This window comes from Nocardia yamanashiensis, from assembly GCF_021183565.1.
In the GTDB taxonomy this organism is placed as follows: Bacteria; Actinomycetota; Actinomycetes; order Mycobacteriales; family Mycobacteriaceae; genus Nocardia; species Nocardia yamanashiensis.
This window is the reverse complement of record NZ_CP089226.1, coordinates 5,906,639-5,925,878: the sequence shown is the minus strand read 5'-3', so window position 1 is coordinate 5,925,878 and position 19,240 is coordinate 5,906,639. Positions and strand designations below refer to the sequence as shown.

Sequence of the window (19,240 nt, the reverse complement as noted above, 5' to 3'; positions counted from 1 at the left end):
AACCGGAAGATTGCCGAAGAATGATGCGCGGTGCAGTATGCCGTGCGCGGCAAGGGACTTGGGGAGAGTTCATGGTTCGGCCAGTGGGTGAAGTGGATTCGATTTCCGGCGGGGGAGCGAAAACGATCCGCTCGGTTCGAACCCGTCCGGTGCGCACCCGCGGACCCCGGATCCCCACCCTGCCGCGTTTGCTGGCGGCGGCCGTCGAAACCGATCCCGACGCGGTGGCCCTGATCCTCGCCGACGAATCGGCCACCCTCGCCACCCTGACCTACGCGGAGCTCGACGAGCGATCCACCCGCCTGGCGCGGCAGCTGATCGAACGCGGCGCCGGGCCGGGCGATCTGGTGGCCATCGGGATTCCGCGGTCCATCGAATCGCTGCTGGCGGTGTGGGCGGTGGCCAAGGCCGGCGCGGGCTTCGTGCCGGTGGACCCGAAGTACCCGGCCGACCGGATCGCGCACATGGTCACCGATTCCGGTGCGGTGCTGGGGCTTACCGTCGAAGCCGCGCGACCGGAACTGCCCGGGTCGGTGGAATGGCTGGTCATCGATACCGAGGCGGCGCGGGCGCGGCTGGAATCCGGTTCGACCGAGCTGGTCACCAATGCCGACCGGGTGCGGCCGTTGCGGGCCCATCATCCCGCGTACGTCATCTACACCTCCGGCTCGACCGGCCTGCCCAAGGGCGTGGTGATCTCCCAGGCCGCCGTCTCGGTGTACTGCGCGGTGCAGCGCGAGCGCCTGGCCGCCACCTCGGACGCGCGGGTGCTGCACGTGATCTCGCCGTCCTTCGACGTGTCGGTGGGCGAACTGCTGCTGGCGATCGGCGCGTCCGCGACCCTGGTGATCGCCGCGCCGGAGGTGTACGGCGGTCCGGAACTGGCGGCCCTGCTGCGCCGGGAACGGGTCAGCCACATGATGATCACGCCGTCGGCGCTCACCTCGGTCGATCCGAGCGGGCTCGACGACCTGCGGGTGATCGTGGCCGCCGGTGAGGCCTGCCCGCCGGAGTTGGTGCGGCGCTGGGTGACTCCGCTCGCCGGCGGTGGCGTGCGCCGCTTCGTGAACGGGTACGGGCCCACCGAGGCGACGATCCTGGCCAATACCGCCGATCTGACGCCGGACGGGCCGGTGACCATCGGCGGACCGCTGCGCAGCGTCACCGAATACGTGCTGGACGAGCGCTTGGTCCCGGCCCTCGCCGGTGTCGCGGGTGAACTGTATCTGTCGGGCGATCAACTGGCTCGCGGGTATCACAACCGGCCGGGGCTCACCGCCGAACGGTTCGTGGCGAATCCGTTCGGGCCGCCCGGTTCGCGCGCCTACCGCACCGGTGACCTGGTGCGGCGGGCGGCGACGGCGGAGCTGGAGTACCTGGGGCGCAATGACTTCCAGGTCAAGATTCGCGGGTTCCGCATCGAGCTCGGCGAGATCGACGAGGTGCTGGCCGCGCATCCGAGCGTGGACTTCGCGGTCACCATCGGTCACGAACTCGCGGGCGGGGCCACCATTCTCGCGTCGTACGTGCACGCGCCCGGCGGCGCGGTGATCGAGGTGGACGAGCTGACGGACCTGGCCGCGCACCGGCTGCCCGCCCATATGGTGCCCGCCGTGATCACGGTGCTCGACCGGATCCCGCTCACCCCGGTCGGCAAGCTGGACCGCCGGGCGCTGCCCGTGCCGCAGTTGCAGGTCGCCGAGTTCCGGGCTCCGGCAGGGCGTTTGGAAGTGCTGGTCGCCGAGGTGCTGACCGAGCTGCTGGGGCCGGCGGATCCCATCGGCGCGGACGACAACTTCTTCGAACTCGGCGGTAACTCGCTGATCGCCGCCCGGGTCGCGGCGCGGCTGGGGGCGCTCATCTCCGCGCGAGTGCCCGGCCGGTTGCTGTTCACCGCGCCGACCGTCGCCGCGCTGGCCGCCGAACTGGCCGGACTCGAAGGCGCGGGCGGGCGGGCCGAACTCGTGGCACGGCCACGCCCGGAACGCATTCCGCTGTCGCCCGCGCAGCAGCGCATGTGGTTCCTGAACCAGTTCGATCCGGCATCGGCGGCGGAGAACATTCCCTTCGCGCTGCGGCTCACCGGTGCCCTCGATATCGCGGCGCTGCGGGCCGCGTTCGGTGATGTGATCGAGCGGCACGAGGCATTGCGCACGGTGTATCCGGTCGTGGACGGTACCGGGCACCAGGTGATTCTGCCTGCCGCGCAGGTGATTCCGGAGCTCGCTCCGCGGTCGATCGGAGCCGGGGAACTCGCCGGCTGGCTGGCGGGACACGCGCTCGCCGGGTTCGACGTGTCGGCCGCTGTGCCATTGCGCGTGGAACTGGCCCGGCTGGGCGCTGACGATCACGTCCTCGCGATCGTCGTGCACCACATCGCCGCCGACGGCTTCTCCACCGGGCCTTTCGCGCGAGATCTGCTGTCGGCCTTCCTGGCTCGCCGTGACGGCACGGCGCCGAGCTGGGCTCCGCTGCCGATCCAATACGCCGACTACACGCTGTGGCAGCGCGCCCTGCTCGGCGACGAGCGGGAACCCGGATCGGTCGCGGCCACCCAGATCGCCTACTGGCGTGCGGCGCTGGCGGGGATTCCGGACCGGCTCGAGCTGCCCACCGTGGGTGTCCGGCCGACCGTGGCATCCGGACGGGGCGCGACCTACGGGTTCGAGATCGGCGCGGAACTGGTCGCACGCATCGACGAGCTGGCCCATGCCACCGGGGCATCGCCGTTCATGGTGTGGCACAGCGCTTTCGCCGCACTGCTGGCCCGGCTGTCCGGCACCGGCGACATCGTGATCGGCACCCCGGTGGCGGGGCGCGGCGAAGCCGAACTGGATGACCTGATCGGCATGTTCGTCAACACCCTGGCGCTGCGCCTGCGGGTGGCTGCCGGTGACTCGTTCGCCGAACTGCTCACCGCCGCGAAAGAGGTGGACCTGGCGGCGTTCTCACACGCCGAGCTGCCCTTCGAACGACTCGTGGAGGTGCTGGACCCGGTCCGCACCCAGGCACACCATCCGCTGTTCCAGGTGGCGTTGTTCTTCCAGAACCTGGACGCCCCGCGCGCCGAGCTGCCCGGGCTGACGGTGGAGGCCGTCGAACCCGACGGTGCGATAGCGAAATTCGACCTGCAACTGTCCCTGCTGCCCCGGGAACACGACGGCGTAGGCGGCGTATTCACCTACGCCACCGACCTTTTCGACGAACGTACGGTGGCCGGGTTCGCGGATCGGCTGGTGCGGCTGCTGTCCGCGGCGGTCGCCGACACCTCGGTGGCGATCGGCGATCTCGACCTGCTCGACACCGCCGAGCGGACGCGAATCCTGCTGGACTGGAACGACACCCGGCATCGAGTGCGCGGTGGTTCATTGCTCGACGGGTACCGGCGCGCGGTGGCCGCCCACCCCGACGCGGTCGCCGTGCACTACGAAGGCGCGGAGCTGACCTACCGGGACTTCGACTGGCGGGTCAACCGGCTCGCCCGGCTGCTGATCGCGCAGGGCGTCGGCACGGAATCGCTGGTGGGCCTGGCCGTGCGCCGCTCGCTGGACCTGGTGATCGGCATGTACGCCGTGGTCACGGCGGGCGGTGCGTACGTGCCGCTGGATCCGGACCATCCGGCCGAGCGGATCGCGCACATTCTCGGTACCGCTCGACCGGCCTGCGTACTGACCACCACGGCCGACAGCGTCCCGGTTCCGGCGGGCACCGATGTCCTGCTCTTGGACGTCGTGGACCTGAACGCCTACTCTCCGGCTCCGCTGCTGGACACCGAACTGGCGCGGCCGATCCGCCCGGACCATCCGGCCTACGTCATCTTCACCTCCGGATCCACCGGCCGTCCCAAGGGCGTCGCGGTCTCCCACGCGGCCATTCACAACCAGATCAGCTGGATGGTCGCCGAGTACGGCATGACCCCCACCGACGTCTACCTGCAGAAGACCGCGACCACGTTCGACGTGTCGCTGTGGGGCTATTTCATGCCGCTGCGGGTGGGGGCGCTGCTGGTGGTCGCCACCCACGACGGGCACCGCGATCCGGCCTACGTGGCCGAAACCATTGCGCGGCAGCGCGTCACCATGACCGACTTCGTACCGTCCATGCTGACCGTGTTCGCCGCGCACACCGCGCCGGGCGGGCTGGAGACGCTGCGCGAGGTCTTCGTGATCGGCGAGGCGCTGCCGCCGGAGACGGTGGCCGGGCTCGCGGAGATCTCCGCGGCGCGCGTGCACAACCTCTACGGGCCCACCGAAGCCGCGGTGTCGGTGACCGGATGGCAGGCGCGCGGTGATGAGCGGGGTTCGGTGCCGATCGGTTCGCCGCAATGGAATGTCCGGGTGTACGTGCTGGATTCGCGGCTGCGGCCGGTGCCGGCGGGTGTCGCCGGTGAGCTGTATCTGGCCGGTGATCAGCTGGCGCGCGGCTTTGTCAGCCGCCCCGATCTGACCGCGGATCGCTTCGTGGCCAATCCGTTCGGATCCGGGGAGCGGATGTACCGCACCGGTGACCTGGTCGTCTGGCGTGCCGCGGGCGATGATCGCCCGGCGCGCCTGGATTACCTCGGCCGCACCGATTTCCAGGTGAAGTTCCGGGGCCAGCGCATCGAGCTGGGGGAGATCGAAACCGTACTGCTGGCGCAGGATTCGGTGAGTGCGGCCGTGGCATCGGTGATGGCCACCGAGACCGGTGATCAGCTGGTCGCGCACGTGGTCGCGGTACCGGGCCGGAGCATCGAGAGTGTGGAACTGCTTGCCGCACTGGGTGGTTCACTGCCTCGCTACATGATCCCGTCCGCCGTCCAGGTCATGGACGAGTTCCCGCTGAACGCCAGCGGCAAGCTCGATCGCAAGGCACTGCCCGCGCCCACCTTCGGCGCGCGTGACTTCCGGGCTCCCGCGACACCGCTCGAGGAGATCATCGCGGGCGTCTTCGGCGAGGTGCTCGGTGTCGAACGCGTCGGCGCCGAAGACGATTTCTTCGCACTCGGCGGCAATTCGCTGATCGCGACCGCCGCGGCGGCACGGCTCGGTGCGGCCCTCGGCGATCGGGTGGCGGTGCGGGCGCTGTTCGAAGCCCCGACGGTCGCCGGACTGGCCGCGGTCGTGCAGTCACGAGCCCGCCTGGATCGCGTCCTGGAACTGGGCAGTATCGAACGGCCCGAACAGCTTCCGCTGTCGCCCGCCCAGCAGCGCATGTGGTTCCTCAACCGCTTCGAGGATCACGGCGACGGGATGGTCTCCGCCGGTTCGGCCGCCTACAACCTGCCGCTCGCGCTGCGGCTGACCGGCAGCCTCGACGTGGCCGTCCTGAGCGCCGCCCTGGACGACGTCGTGACCCGGCACGAAGTGCTGCGCACCGTCTACCCGGAGACGCCCCGGGGGCCGATCCAGGTCGTGTCGTTCATCGGCGACGCCTCGCTGCCGCGCTTGACGAGCGTGCGCCTGCCCGCGGCCGAAATGACCACGGCCGTCCACGAACTCGCCATGACGGCCTTCGACGTCACCCGCGAGGTGCCCATCCGGGTGCGCCTGCTGGAGATCGCCGACGCGACCGAGCCGGAGTACGTGCTCGCGGTGGTCGCCCACCACATCGCCGCCGACGCCTCGTCGCTGGTGCCGCTGGTGCGCGACATCATGACCGCCTACACCGCCCGCAGCGCGAGCACCGCACCCGGTTGGACGCCCTTGCGGGTGCAGTACGCCGACTACGCGCTGTGGCAGCGCGAGCTGCTCGGATCCGAATCCGACCCGGAATCGATTGCGGCTCGGCAACTCGCGTACTGGAAGCGCGAACTCGCCGACCTGCCCGACCTGCTGGAGTTGCCCACCGACCGGCCGCGCCCGGCGGTGGCGTCCGCGCTCGGCGCCCGGGTGCCGGTGATGATCGACCCCGAAATCCACGCCGGTGTGGTGCGCCTCGCCCGCGAACACCACGCGACCGTCTTCATGGTCGTCCACGCCGCCTTCGCCGCACTGCTCGCCCGCCTCTCCGGCTCCGGCGACATCGCCATCGGCACCCCGGTGGCAGGCCGCGGTGAACGCGAACTCGACGACCTCATCGGCATGTTCGTCAACACCGTCGTCTTCCGCACCCGCGTGCACGCCGGCGACTCCTTCGCCGCACTGCTCACCGCCCAACGCGAAACCGACCTGCGGGCGTTCTCGCACGGCGATATCCCCTTCGAGCGGCTGGTCGAAGTTCTGAACCCGCCCCGCACCACCGCCCACCACCCCCTCTTCCAGGTCGGCCTGTCCTTCCAGAACATGGCCCGCTCAGCCCTCGAACTGCCCGGCCTGACCATCACCCCCGTCGAGTCGGACCTCGCGGTATCCCAATTCGACCTGCACCTCATCGTCTCCGACGAATACGACGAAACGGGCGCGCCGGTGGGCATCGGCGGCTACCTGACCTACGTCACCGACCTGTTCGACGCCGAAACAGCAGCCGGCCTCGCAGACCGGCTGAACCGCCTGCTCGCCGCCGCCGTCGCCAATCCGTCGGTGCCCGTGGGTGACATCGACCTGCTCACCCCGGCCGAAAGAACCGGCCTGCTCGAAGCCGAGTCCGCGCCCCCGCAGCCGATCGACCTGGCGGCGACCCTGGGATCGCTACTGGACCGAACCGCCGGGACCCGCCCTGCCGCACTGGCGCTCACCGGTCCGGACGGCGAAACCCTGACCTACTCCGAACTGGCCGCCCGCGTCAACCGCCTGGCCCGCAAGCTGGCCGAAGCGGGCGTGGGTCCGGACACCCTGGTGACCTTGGGCATTCGCCGCTCCACCGACCTGGTCATCGCGATGTACGCGGTCCTGGCCGCCGGTGGCGCGTACGTGCCGCTGGACCTGGATCAGCCCGCCGACCGAATCACCTACGTGGTGGAGACCGCGAACCCGGTGGTGGTGCTGACTACCGGGCGTGATGATTTCGACTTCGCTGGTTCTTCGTCATCCATTTCTACCGACGCGGCGATGCTTCGTCTCGATGAGCTGGACCTGTCCGGCTACTCCGATGCGCCGCTGACCGATGTCGATCGTGTTGCGCCGCTGCGGGCGTCGAATGCCGCGTACGTGATCTTCACTTCCGGTTCGACCGGTCGCCCGAAGGGTGTGGCGGTCTCGCATCGCGCGGCGGTGAATCAGATCGCGTGGATCAGCAACGAGTACGGTCTGGATACCGACGATGTGGTGTTGTTCAAGACTCCGCAGACGTTCGATGTGTCGGTGTGGGAGTTGTTCGCGCCGATTGCGACCGGTGGTCGGATGGTCATCGCGACTCCGGACGGGCATCGTGATCCGCAGTACTTGGCGGATGTCATCGCTGCCGAGGGTGTCACGCTGACTTCGTTCGTGCCGTCGATGCTCAGCGTGTTCGCGAGCAGTGTGGATGCGGCTCAGCTGACGTCGCTGCGCGCCCTGCTGATCGCGGGTGAAGCGTTCACTTCCGATGTGGTGCAAGCGTTCCGGCGGGTCAGCGACGCGCTGCTGCACAACCTCTACGGTCCGACCGAGTTCACCGTGCATGCCACCTACGCGCCTGTCGCGGAGGATGTGCAGGGCGCGGTGCCGATCGGCCGTCCGGTGTGGAATGCGCGTGCGTACGTGCTGGATTCGCGTCTGCACCCGGTCGCTCCGGGTGTGGCGGGTGAGCTGTACCTGGCCGGTGATCAGCTCGCGCGGGGTTACGTCGGCCGCGCAGATCTGACTGCGGATCGTTTTGTTGCCAACCCGCTGGGTAACGGTGAGCGCATGTACCGCACCGGTGACCTGGTGCGCCGCACCGCCACTGGCGACATCGTCTACATGGGTCGTACCGACTTCCAGGTGAAGCTACGCGGTCTGCGTATCGAACTCGGTGAGATCGAATCCGCCTTGACGGCTTTCGATTCCGTCGGCCAGGCGGTCGTGGTCATGAATTCCGACCCGCGTACCGGTGACCGCCTCGTCGGTTATGTGGTGCCCACGGCTGCGGCAGCTGTGGCAGCCGCAGCCGAATCGACCGATACGACTGCGACGTTGGATATCGACGCGCTGCGGGCGCACCTGGCGTCGCGCCTGCCGTCGTACATGGTCCCGGCCGCTCTCGTGGTGCTGGATGCCATGCCGCTCAATGCGAACGGCAAATTGAATCGAAAGGCGCTGCCGGAGGCCGAGTTTGAAGCCACGGTCTTCCGCGCGCCGTCGACTCCGACCGAGGAGATCGTGGCGGGCGTCTTCGCCGAGCTGCTCGGGGTCGAGCGGGTGGGGGCGGATGACGACTTCTTCGCTCTGGGTGGGAACTCGCTGGTGGCTACGCGGGTCGCGGCGCGGCTGGGGGCGGCGCTGGATACTCGGGTTCCGGTGCGGGTGTTGTTTGCGGCGCCGACGGTGGCGGGACTTGCCGGCATGGTGGAGCGGCAGGCGGGGCGGGGGCGGCGAGCCTTGACCGCCGGGACGCGGCCGGATGTGGTGCCGTTGTCGTTGGCGCAGCAGCGGATGTGGTTTCTCAATCGGTTCGATCCGGGGTCGGCGGCTTACAACATTCCGGTCGCGGTGCGGTTGAGTGGCGAGCTGGACGTGGAGGCGTTGCGGGCGGCGGTGGGCGATACCGTCGGGCGGCACGAGTCGTTGCGGACGGTTTATCCGGAGGTGGATGGCGCGGCGCGGCAGGTGGTTCGGCCGGTCGCGGAGCTGACGTACGAGCTGGATCCGGTGGTCGTGACCGCGGATTCGGTGCGGGAGCGGATTGCCGGAGTGGTGTCGGCGGGGTTCGACGTGACTCGCGAAGTTCCGTGGCGAGCCGGGTTGTTCCGGGTCGAGGCGGAAGCGGACGCCATCGGTGATGCCGCGGAATACGTGCTGGTGTTCGTGGTGCACCACATCAGCGCCGACGGCTGGTCGATGGGGCCGTTCACGCGTGACATCATGCTGGCCTATGCCGCGCGGGTGAACGGTGCCGCTCCGGCCTGGAGCCCGCTGCCGGTGCAGTACGCGGATTACACGCTGTGGCAGCGTGAAGTGCTCGGCTCCGAGGATGATCCGGGCAGCCTCCTCTCCGCGCAGGCCGGCTACTGGCGTGCCGCGCTGGCCGGGTTGCCGGACGAACTGAATCTGCCCGTGGATCGGCCGCGCCCGCCGGTGGCTTCGCTGCGTGGCGGCACGGTGAGTTTCGACATCGGCGCCGAGGTGCAGCGCGGGCTGAATGCCATTGCGCGGGAACACAACGCGACGCCGTTCATGGTGATGCACACCGCGCTGGCGGTGTTCCTCGCCCGGATGTCGGGCACCGGCGACATTGCGATCGGCACGCCGATCGCGGGCCGTGGCGAGGCCGAACTCGACGATGTGATCGGCATGTTCGTCAATACGCTGGTGCTGCGGACCCGCGTATCGGGCCGGCAGTCTTTCGCGGACCTGCTGGCCCAGGTCAAGGACGTGGACCTGGCGGCGTTCGCGCATGCGGACATGCCGTTCGAGCGACTGGTCGAACTGCTGGAACCGGAGCGTTCCACGGCGCGGAATCCGCTGTTCCAGGTGGCCTTGTCGTTCGAGAACCTGCCCGACGCCGGGTTCGAGCTGCCCGGATTGCGGGTCGGCGCAGTGGATTTCGCCATCGACACCGCGAAATTCGATCTGGAGCTGCGGGTCGTCGGCGCCTCCGAGAACGGGGCGGTAGGGGTATTCACCTTCGCCCGGGATCTGTTCGACGAAGCGACCGTGGCGGTGTTCGCGCAACGCTTCCTGCGCCTGCTGGCGGCCATCGCGGCGCGTCCGGAGACCGGTGTCGGTGCGATCGACATCCTCGACCGCGATGAACGCGCCGATCTGGAAACGCGATTCGGGCTGCCCGCCCTGCCGGCGCGCACCTTGCCGGACCTCATTGCCGACGCGGTGGCGATCGATCCCGAAGCGACCGCGGTGGTGTTCCAGGGGCGGAGTCTGTCCTACGGCGAATTGGACGGCCGGTCGAATCGGTTGGCGCGCTTGCTGATCGAGCGAGGCATCGGAGCGGAGGACCTGGTCGCGGTCGCGGTGCCGCGCTCCGACGATTCCTACCTCGCCGAGTGGGCGGTATCGAAGACCGGTGCGGCGTTCGTGCCGGTGGACCCGAACTACCCGGCCGACCGCATCGCCCACATGATCACCGATTCCGGTGCGCCGGTCGGGCTCACCGTGGCATCGGTGCGAGCCGATCTGCCGGACTCGGTGGCGTGGCTCGTACTCGACGAGCTCGAACTGAACGCCTTCGCGGACAACAGGATCGAGTCCGTTGATCGAGTTCGACCGCTGCTTCCGGACCACCCGGCCTATGTCATCTACACCTCGGGTTCCACCGGCGTGCCCAAGGGCGTCGTCGTCACGCACCGGGGCCTGGTCAACTTCACCGTGGAGCAGGTCGAGCGCTACGGACTCGATCCTGCTTCCCGGGCACTGCATTTCGCGTCACCCTCATTCGACGCGTCGATCCTGGAATTCCTGCTGGCCGTCGGAGCCGGCGGCACCCTGGTCGTCGTCCCGCCGGGAACCTACGGCGGTGCGGACCTGGCCGAGCTGATCCGCGACGAGCAGGTCACCCATGCCCTGATCACCCCGGCGGTCCTCGCCACCCTGGACCCGTCCGGGCTGGACAGCCTGCGAGTGCTCATCGCCGGTGGCGAAGCGCTGTCCGCGGATCTGGTGGGCAAATGGGCGGTTCCATTGGCGGACGGCACGATTCGCGCCTTCCACAACGCGTACGGCCCCACCGAAGCCACCATCATGACCAACCTCAGCGACCCCCTGGTGGCGCACGATCCGGTCACCATCGGCGGCCCGATCCGGGGCGTGCACTCGCTGATCCTCGACGCCCAGCTCCGGCCGGTTCCCGTCGGCGTCGCGGGTGAGCTGTACCTGTCGGGCGTGCAGCTGGCGCGCGGCTATCACGCCCGCCCGGGCCTGAGCGCCGAACGGTTCGTCGCCAACCCGTACGTCGCGGGCGAACGCATGTACCGCACCGGAGATGTGGTGCGGTGGACCGGGAACGGCGAGGTCGAGTACGTCGGCCGCTCCGACTTCCAGGTCAAGATCCGCGGCTTCCGCATCGAACTCGGCGAGATCGACGCCGCCCTGGCCGCACACGAAGCGGTCGGCTTCGCGGTGACGATCGGCCATCGCACGGCCGCCGGCGCCACGATGCTGGCCGCCTATGCCCTGCCCGCCGCCGGCCGGGAGATCGATCCCGCGGCGCTCACCGCGCACCTCGCCGCCCGGCTGCCGGAATACATGGTGCCGGCCGCCATCACGATTCTCGATGCCGTCCCCTTGACGCCCGCCGGCAAGCTGGATCGGCGGGCACTGCCGGAACCCGTGCTCGTCCAGCGCGAATTCCTGGCCCCGCGAACGGCTTCGGAACAGGCGGTCGCCGATGTGCTGGCGGCCGTGCTCGGCCTGGAGCGGGTCGGCGTGCACGACGACTTCTTCGCCCTGGGCGGCAATTCGCTGCTCGCCACCCAGGTGGCGGGCCGCCTCGGCGCTGCCCTGGACACCCACGTGCCCGTGCGCACCCTGTTCGAATCGCCAGGCGTCGCGGCGCTCGCCCGCGCGGTCGAACCACAGGCGGGGCGCGGCCGCACGGCGCTGATCGCCGGACCGCGCCCGCAGCTCGTGCCCCTGTCGTTGGCACAGCAGCGGATGTGGTTCCTCAACCAGTTCGACACCGGCTCGGCGGCCTACAACATTCCGGCGGCCGTGCGCCTGACCGGCGAACTGGATGTGGCCGCATTGCAGCAGGCGGTAGCCGACACCATCGGCCGCCACGAATCGCTGCGCACGGTCTATCCGCAGATCGACGGCGCGGCCCGGCAGGTGATCCGGTCCGCCGAGGAGACGGTGCCCGATCTGACCCCGGCCCCGGTGACCACCGACGCGCTGCGGGACAGTATCGCGGAGGTGCTGTCGACGGGATTCGATGTCGCACAGGAGGTTCCGCTGCGGGCCCGGCTGTTCCGTGTCGAGTCGTCCCCGGAATCCCTGAACGAGACCGCAGAGTACGTGCTGGTTTTCGTAGCCCACCACATCAGCGCCGACGGCTGGTCGATGGGCCCGTTCACCCGCGACATCATGCTGGCCTACGCGGCGCGCGCGAACGGTGCGGCTCCGGGCTGGCACCCGCTGCCGGTCCAGTACGCGGATTACACGCTGTGGCAACGCGAAGTCCTGGGCTCCGAGGACGATCCGGACAGCCTGATCTCCGCGCAGGCCGGCTACTGGCGCGACGCCCTGGCTGGATTGCCGGACGAGCTGAACCTGCCATCGGATCGCCCCCGCCCGCCGGTGGCGTCCCTGCGCGGCGGCACCGTGTCGTTCGAGATCGGCGACGAACTGCATCACGGGCTGCGAAGCCTGGCGCGGGAACACCATGCGACGCTGTTCATGGTCGTGCACGCCGCCCTCGCGGTATTCCTGTCGCGCCTGTCGGGCAGTGCCGACCTGGCCATCGGAACCCCGATCGCCGGACGCGGCGAGGCCGAACTCGACGACGTGATCGGCATGTTCGTCAACACCCTGGTGCTGCGCACCCGCGTCAGCGGGCAGCAGACCTTCGAAGACCTGCTCACCGAGGTCAAGGACACCGATCTGGCGGCCTTCGCGCACGCGGATCTCCCGTTCGAACGGCTCGTCGAACTGCTGAACCCGGAGCGCTCCACCGCGCGGAACCCGCTGTTCCAGGTGGCCCTGTCGTTCGAGAACCTCCCCGAAGCCGGATTCGAACTGCCCGGATTGCGGGTCGGCGCGGTCGATTTCGCGATCGACACCGCGAAATTCGATCTGCAACTGTCCATCGCGGCAACCGCCGATTCCGGTGCGACCGGCACCTTCACCTTCGCCCGGGACCTGTTCGACGCGAACACCGTGGCGGCGTTCGCACAGCGGTTCCTGCGGCTGCTGGCCGAAATCGTCGCGCGCCCCGGGCATCCGGTCGGCGACCTCGAGCTGTTGTCGCCCAGCGAGTTCGAGGACCTCACCGATCGCCGGGGCGGCGCGACCGAACCGGCCCGCACCTGGCCCGACCTGATCGCCGATGCCGTCGCGATCGACCCGGACGCGCCCGCGGTGATCAGCCGGCACGCCGATACCACCCAACCGGCTACGAGCCTGTCCTACCGCGAACTCGACACCCGCTCGAATCGCCTGGCGCGCTTGCTGATCGCACGCGGTATCGGCACCGAGGATCTGGTGGCCGTCGCCGTCCCGCGCTCGGCCGACGCCTATTGCACCGCCTGGGCGGTGTCCAAGGCCGGTGCGGCCTTCGTGCCGGTGGATCCCGACTACCCGGCCGACCGTATCGCCCACATGATCACCGACTCCGGTTCGCCGATCGGGCTCACCGTGGCGGCGGCGCGCGCGAGCCTGCCCGACTCGGTCGAATGGCTCGTACTGGAGGACCTGGAGGACACCGCCGGAGCGGCGAATACCTTCGCGGACAATGCGATAGCCGATACCGAGCGCGTGCGCCCGTTGCGTCCCGAACACCCAGCCTATGTCGTCTACACCTCCGGTTCCACCGGCGTACCCAAGGGCGTCGTGGTCTCCCACGCCGGCCTGGCCAACTTCACCGCCGAGCAGGTGGCGCGTTACCACCTCGATTCCAACACGCGCGCACTGCAATTCGCGTCGCCGTCCTTCGACGGATCGATGATGGAATACCTGATGGCCCTCGGCCGCGGCGGCGCTCTCGTGGTCGTTCCCCCGGGCGTCTACGGCGGCGAGGAACTGGCCGAGGTCATTCGCGGCGGCGGTGTCACACACGCGTTCATCACCACCGCCGCGCTCGCCACCTTCGGGCCGGAGGGCCTGGATACGCTGCGGGAGCTGGTGGTCGGCGGCGAGGCCGTCCCGGCCGAACTGATCGCCAAGTGGGCGACTCGCCTCGGTGCGAGCGGCACCGTGCGCGCCTTCCACGACGTCTACGGTCCGACCGAAACCACCATCGTCACCACCATCAGCGATCCCCTGAGCGCGGGCGATCCGGTCACCATCGGCGGCCCGATCCGGGGCACGCGGGCGCTGATCCTGGACAACCGCCTGCATCCGGCCCCGGTCGGCGTGCCGGGCGAACTGTACCTGGCGGGCATTCAACTGGCGCGCGGCTACCACCGGCGCGCGGGCCTGACCGCCGATCGTTTCGTCGCCAACCCGTACGCGCCCGGCGAACGCATGTACCGCACCGGTGACGTGGTGCGCTGGACCGCCGTCGGCACCATCGAATACGTCGGCCGCTCCGACTTCCAGCTCAAGGTGCGCGGCTTCCGCATCGAACTCGGCGAGATCGACGCGGCGCTGTCCGCGCACGACTCGGTGGACTACGCGGCCACCATCGGCCACCGCACCGACGCCGGCTCCACCATCCTCGCGGCCTATGTGGTGCCCGCGCCCGGCCACGCCATCGACATCGCGGCCCTCACCGAGCATGTCGCGGCCCGTCTCCCGGAGGACATGGTGCCGACGGCCATTACGGTCCTCGACGCGATTCCGCTGAACCCGGTCGGCAAGCTGGATCGCCGCGCCCTGCCGGAACCGGTGCTGACCCGGCGGGAATTCCAGGCCCCGAGAACGGCTTTGGAACAGACCGTCGCCGACGTGATGGCGGCGGTCCTCGGGCAGGAACGCGTCGGCGTGCACGACGACTTCTTCGCCCTGGGCGGCAATTCGCTGCTCGCCACCCAGGTGGTGGCGCGGCTGGGCGCGGCCCTGGATGCCCGGGTGCCCGTGCGCACGCTGTTCGAAGCGCCCACCGTCGGCGCGCTCGCGGCCGGTGTGGCAGCGCTCGCGGGGGCCGGTGGCCGTCCGGCCCTGACCGCGCGGCAGCGTCCGGAGCGGATCCCCTTGTCGCTGGCACAGCAGCGCATGTGGTTCCTCAACCAGTTCGACACCGCGTCGGGCGCCTACAACATTCCCGTCGCGGTCCGGCTGTCCGGCGATCTGGAAGTGACCGCGCTGCAACAGGCCGTCGCCGATCTGATCGAACGCCACGAGGTGCTGCGCACCATCTACCCGGAGCTCGACGGCGAACCCGTGCAGGTGATCCTGCCTGCGGCACAGGCGATTCCGGATCTGACTCCGGTTCCGGTCGGCGCCGCGTCGGTGCACGAGCGGATCGCCGAGTTTCTCGGCGCCGGCTTCGACGTGACCACCGAACTGCCGTTGCGCGGCCGGCTCTTCCGCGTCGAGGACGACGAGTACGTCCTGGCGTTCGTCGCGCATCACATCAGCGCCGACGGCTGGTCCATGGGCCCGCTCACCCGCGATGTGATGATCGCCTACGCGGCCCGGGTCGCGGGGAACGCGCCCTCGTGGCCGCCGCTGCCCGTGCAATACGCCGACTTCAGCCTCTGGCAGCGCGAGGTGCTCGGCGCTGCGGACGACCCGGCGAGTCTGCTCGCGGCGCAATCCGATTACTGGCGGAACCGGTTGGCCGGATTGCCGGACGAGCTGAACCTGCCGTCGGACCGTCCGCGTCCGCCGGTGGCGTCCCTGCGCGGCGGCACGGTGACCTTCGAGATCGACGCCGCATTGCAGGGCGGACTGAATGCCCTTGCGCAGGAACACAATGCGACCCCGTTCATGGTCATGCACACCGCGCTGGCCGTCTTCCTGTCCCGCTTGTCGGGCACCGGTGACATCGCCGTCGGCACGCCCGTCGCCGGACGCGGCGCGGCCGAGCTCGATGACGTGATCGGCATGTTCGTCAATACGCTCGTGCTGCGCACCCGGGTATCGGGCCGGCGGGCCTTCGCGGACCTGCTGGCCGAGGTCAAGGACACCGATCTGGCCGCCTTCGCGCACGCGGACATCCCGTTCGAGCGGCTCGTGGAGTTGCTGAACCCGGAGCGTTCCACCGCGCGGAACCCGCTCTTCCAGGTGGCGCTGTCGTTCGAGAACCTCTCGGACGCCGGCTTCGAACTGCCCGGATTGCGGCTCGGCGCAGTCGATTTCGACGCCGCCGTCGCGAAGTTCGATCTCCAGTTGACCATCGCCGGTGCGTCCGATTCCGGTGCGACCGGCATGTTCACCTTCGCCCGGGACCTGTTCGACGCGGCCACGGTCGAGATGTTCGCGCAGCGATTCCTGCGCCTGCTCGCCGATATCGTGGCCCGGCCCGCGCATCCGGTCGGTGAATTGGTGCTGCTGTCGCCCGCCGAGCGCGCGGATCTCCTCGATCGGCGCGGCGGTACGGCCGAGCCCGCGCGCACGCTGCCGGAGCTGCTGAGCGCCGCGGTCCAGGCGAATCCGTCCGGCCCGGCGGTGGTGTTCGGCGGGCGCAGCACGTCCTATCGGGCGCTGGACGCCCAGTCGAACCGATTGGCGCGCTTGCTCATCGAACGCGGCATCGGCGCCGAGGACGTGGTGGCGGTCGCCGTCCCGCGCTCGGACGATTCGTACCGCACCGCCTGGGCGGTAGCCAAGACCGGCGCCGCGTTCGTGCCGGTCGACCCGAACTACCCGGCCGACCGCATCGCGCACATGGTCACCGATTCCGGTGCGCTGATCGGCGTGACCGTCGCGGCCGTGCGGGCGGACCTGCCGGACTCGGTGACCTGGCTGGTGCTCGACGACCTGGACCAGGCGGTGAGCGGCGCGAACGCGTTCGCGGACACCGTGATCGCCGATGCCGAGCGGGTGCGCCCCTTGCGCCCGGAGCATCCCGCGTACGTCATCTACACCTCCGGCTCCACCGGGCTGCCCAAGGGCGTCGTGGTCACCCACGCCGGTCTGGCCAACTTCACCGCCGAGCAGTCGGAGCGGTATCGACTCGATTCCGGTTCGCGCGCACTGCATTTCGCGTCGCCGTCCTTCGACGCCTCGATCCTCGAGTTCCTGCTGGCGATCGGCGGAGGCGGCACCCTGGTCGTCGTCCCGCCGGACGTCTACGGCGGCGAGGAGCTGGCCGAGCTGATCCATCGTGAGCAGGTCACCCATGCGCTGATCACCCCCGCCGTGCTGTCCACGCTGGATCCGTCCGGGCTCGACAGTCTGCGGGTGCTGATCGCCGGTGGTGAGGCGCTGTCCGCCGATCTGGTGGGGAAGTGGGCGGTTCCGTTGGCGGACGGCACGATTCGCGCCTTCCACAATGCCTATGGTCCGACCGAGGCCACGATCATGACCAACCTCAGCGACGCCCTGTCCGCAGGAGCGCCGGTCACCATCGGCGGCCCGATCCGGGGCGTACGGGCGCTCGTCCTCGACGACCACCTCCAGCCGGTTCCGGTCGGCGTGGCGGGTGAGCTGTACGTGTCGGGTATCCAGCTGGCGCGCGGCTACCACGCGCGCCCGGGGCTGAGTTCCGAACGGTTCGTGGCGAATCCGTACGCCGACGGCGAGCGCATGTACCGCACCGGCGACGTCGTCCGGTGGACCGGCAACGGCGGCATCGAGTACGTGGGCCGATCCGACTTCCAGGTGAAGATCCGCGGGTTCCGCATCGAACTCGGCGAGATCGACGCGGTGCTGGCCGCGCACCAGGACGTCGATCACGCCGTCACCCTCGGCCGGGCCACCCCCGCCGGGGAAACGGTGCTCGTCTCCTATGTGCTTGCCGCACCGGGACATACGGTCGACACCGAGCGCCTGGCCGGGCACGCCGCCACCCGCCTGCCCGCCCATATGGTCCCGGCGGCCATCGTCTGGCTGGACGAACTGCCCCTGACCCCGGTCGGGAAGCTGGATCGCGCCGCGCTGCCCGCGCCCGAACTGCGCCCGCGCGCCTACCGCGCACCGTCGACCCGGGCCGAGTCGCTGGTGGCCGCAGCCTTCGCGGCGGCCCTCGGACTGGAACGGGTCGGCGCGGAGGACGACTTCTTCGCCGTCGGCGGCACCTCGCTGCTGGCGACCCGGGTGGTGAGCCGGCTCCGGGAGCAGACCGGGGTACGCCTGACCGTCGCCGACTTCTTCGGTGATGCCACCGTCACCGGACTGGCCCGCCGCCTCGGCGATCTCGAACCCGCCGCCGCACCCGATCCGGCGGCCGCGCTCGGCATCGTGCTGCCCATCCGGGCCGAGGGCGATGCCACGCCGCTGTTCTGTATTCATCCGATGGCCGGGCTGTCCTGGTGCTACTCCGGTTTGACCCGGGTGCTGCCGCCCGGCCAGCCGATCTACGGTCTGCAATCCCCGGCGCTGACGGAATCGGGTTTCGCGCCGGAGTCCCTCGCCGAGATCGCCGCGCGCTATGTCATCGAGTTGCGCTCGGTCCAGCCCGAGGGCCCGTACCGCCTGCTGGGCTGGTCGCTCGGCGGCAAGCTGGCCCACGCCATCGCGGCGAACCTGCGGGAGCACGGCGAATCGGTCGAACTGCTGGCCCTGCTCGACGCCTACCCCTATCCCGTCCGGGCCGAAGCCCCGCTCCGGGACGCCCTGCGCGAGACCTTCGCCGGTCTCGGACTCCCCGATGCCATGGCCGAACTGGACGATCAGCTCGAACTGAGCGCGGCGGCCGTCGACAGCCTGCAGGAGTTCCTCGAACGGGACTTCGGTGACGTATCCCACGACCTGGTGCGCCGGATGTCCGACACGGTCATTCGCACCGTGGCCCTGGACCGCGACTTCCGGCCCACCCTGCATCGCGGCGAACTGCTGTTCTTCGGCGCGGGTGCAGCCGACCACGCCGAGGCCGGGCGCGGCGCCGCCGACTGGGCGCCCTTCGTCACCGGCGAGATCGTGAACCACCTCATCCCGTCCACCCACGAAGGAATGACCGAACCCGAAGCCCTCGACCGCATCGGCGCGGTACTCACCGCAGCGCTCGAACGCCTGGACCAGGCCCGGGCGGGCACACCGGACCGCACCCCGGTCCTGACACCGCGCGCCGAAGCGGCCTGGGCAACGGACGCCCTCGACCTCGCCGGCATCTCCGTCCGGAGCATCGGCCTCGATATCGCCGACGGCACCCCGGCCGAACGCATCGATTCCGCGGTCCGTTATTTGATGCACCGGCACCCGGGACTGCGCGTCCGCTTGCGATTCGCCGGGCACGACCCGGGCGACGAGGTCGATTACCGAGGTGACGACTGGCGCTGACGCTCGACCGCCGCGGGGAAGCTACCGTATGCAGCGAGACCGTTCCTTGTTGTTGGGTAACGGTTGGCGCAGCTTGATTCGATGGATCAGGATGTGTGCTTCAGCATGCGCGCAGGGTACGACGGCAAGGGATGAGGCAGCGGTTCATGGTTCGGGTGGCCGGGGAACAGTGGAACACGATGTACGCGGGAGCACCGGCATGACCCGCC

Annotated in this window: 1 protein-coding gene; it reads left to right on the top strand. The window is 69.8% G+C overall.

What is annotated here, in order from left to right; genetic code table 11:
- Positions 1 to 71: 71 nt before the first annotated feature.
- Positions 72 to 19,031, top strand: a complete 18,960-nt coding sequence (locus LTV02_RS27480; RefSeq protein ID WP_233034726.1) for a non-ribosomal peptide synthetase — start codon at positions 72 to 74, stop codon at positions 19,029 to 19,031.
- Positions 19,032 to 19,240: the final 209 nt, after the last annotated feature.

Bases quoted from the DNA above. Each gene is read 5' to 3' on its own strand.
- LTV02_RS27480 (WP_233034726.1), top strand. From the start codon at position 72: ATGGTTCGGCCAGTGGGTGAAGTGGATTCGATTTCCGGCGGGGGAGCG.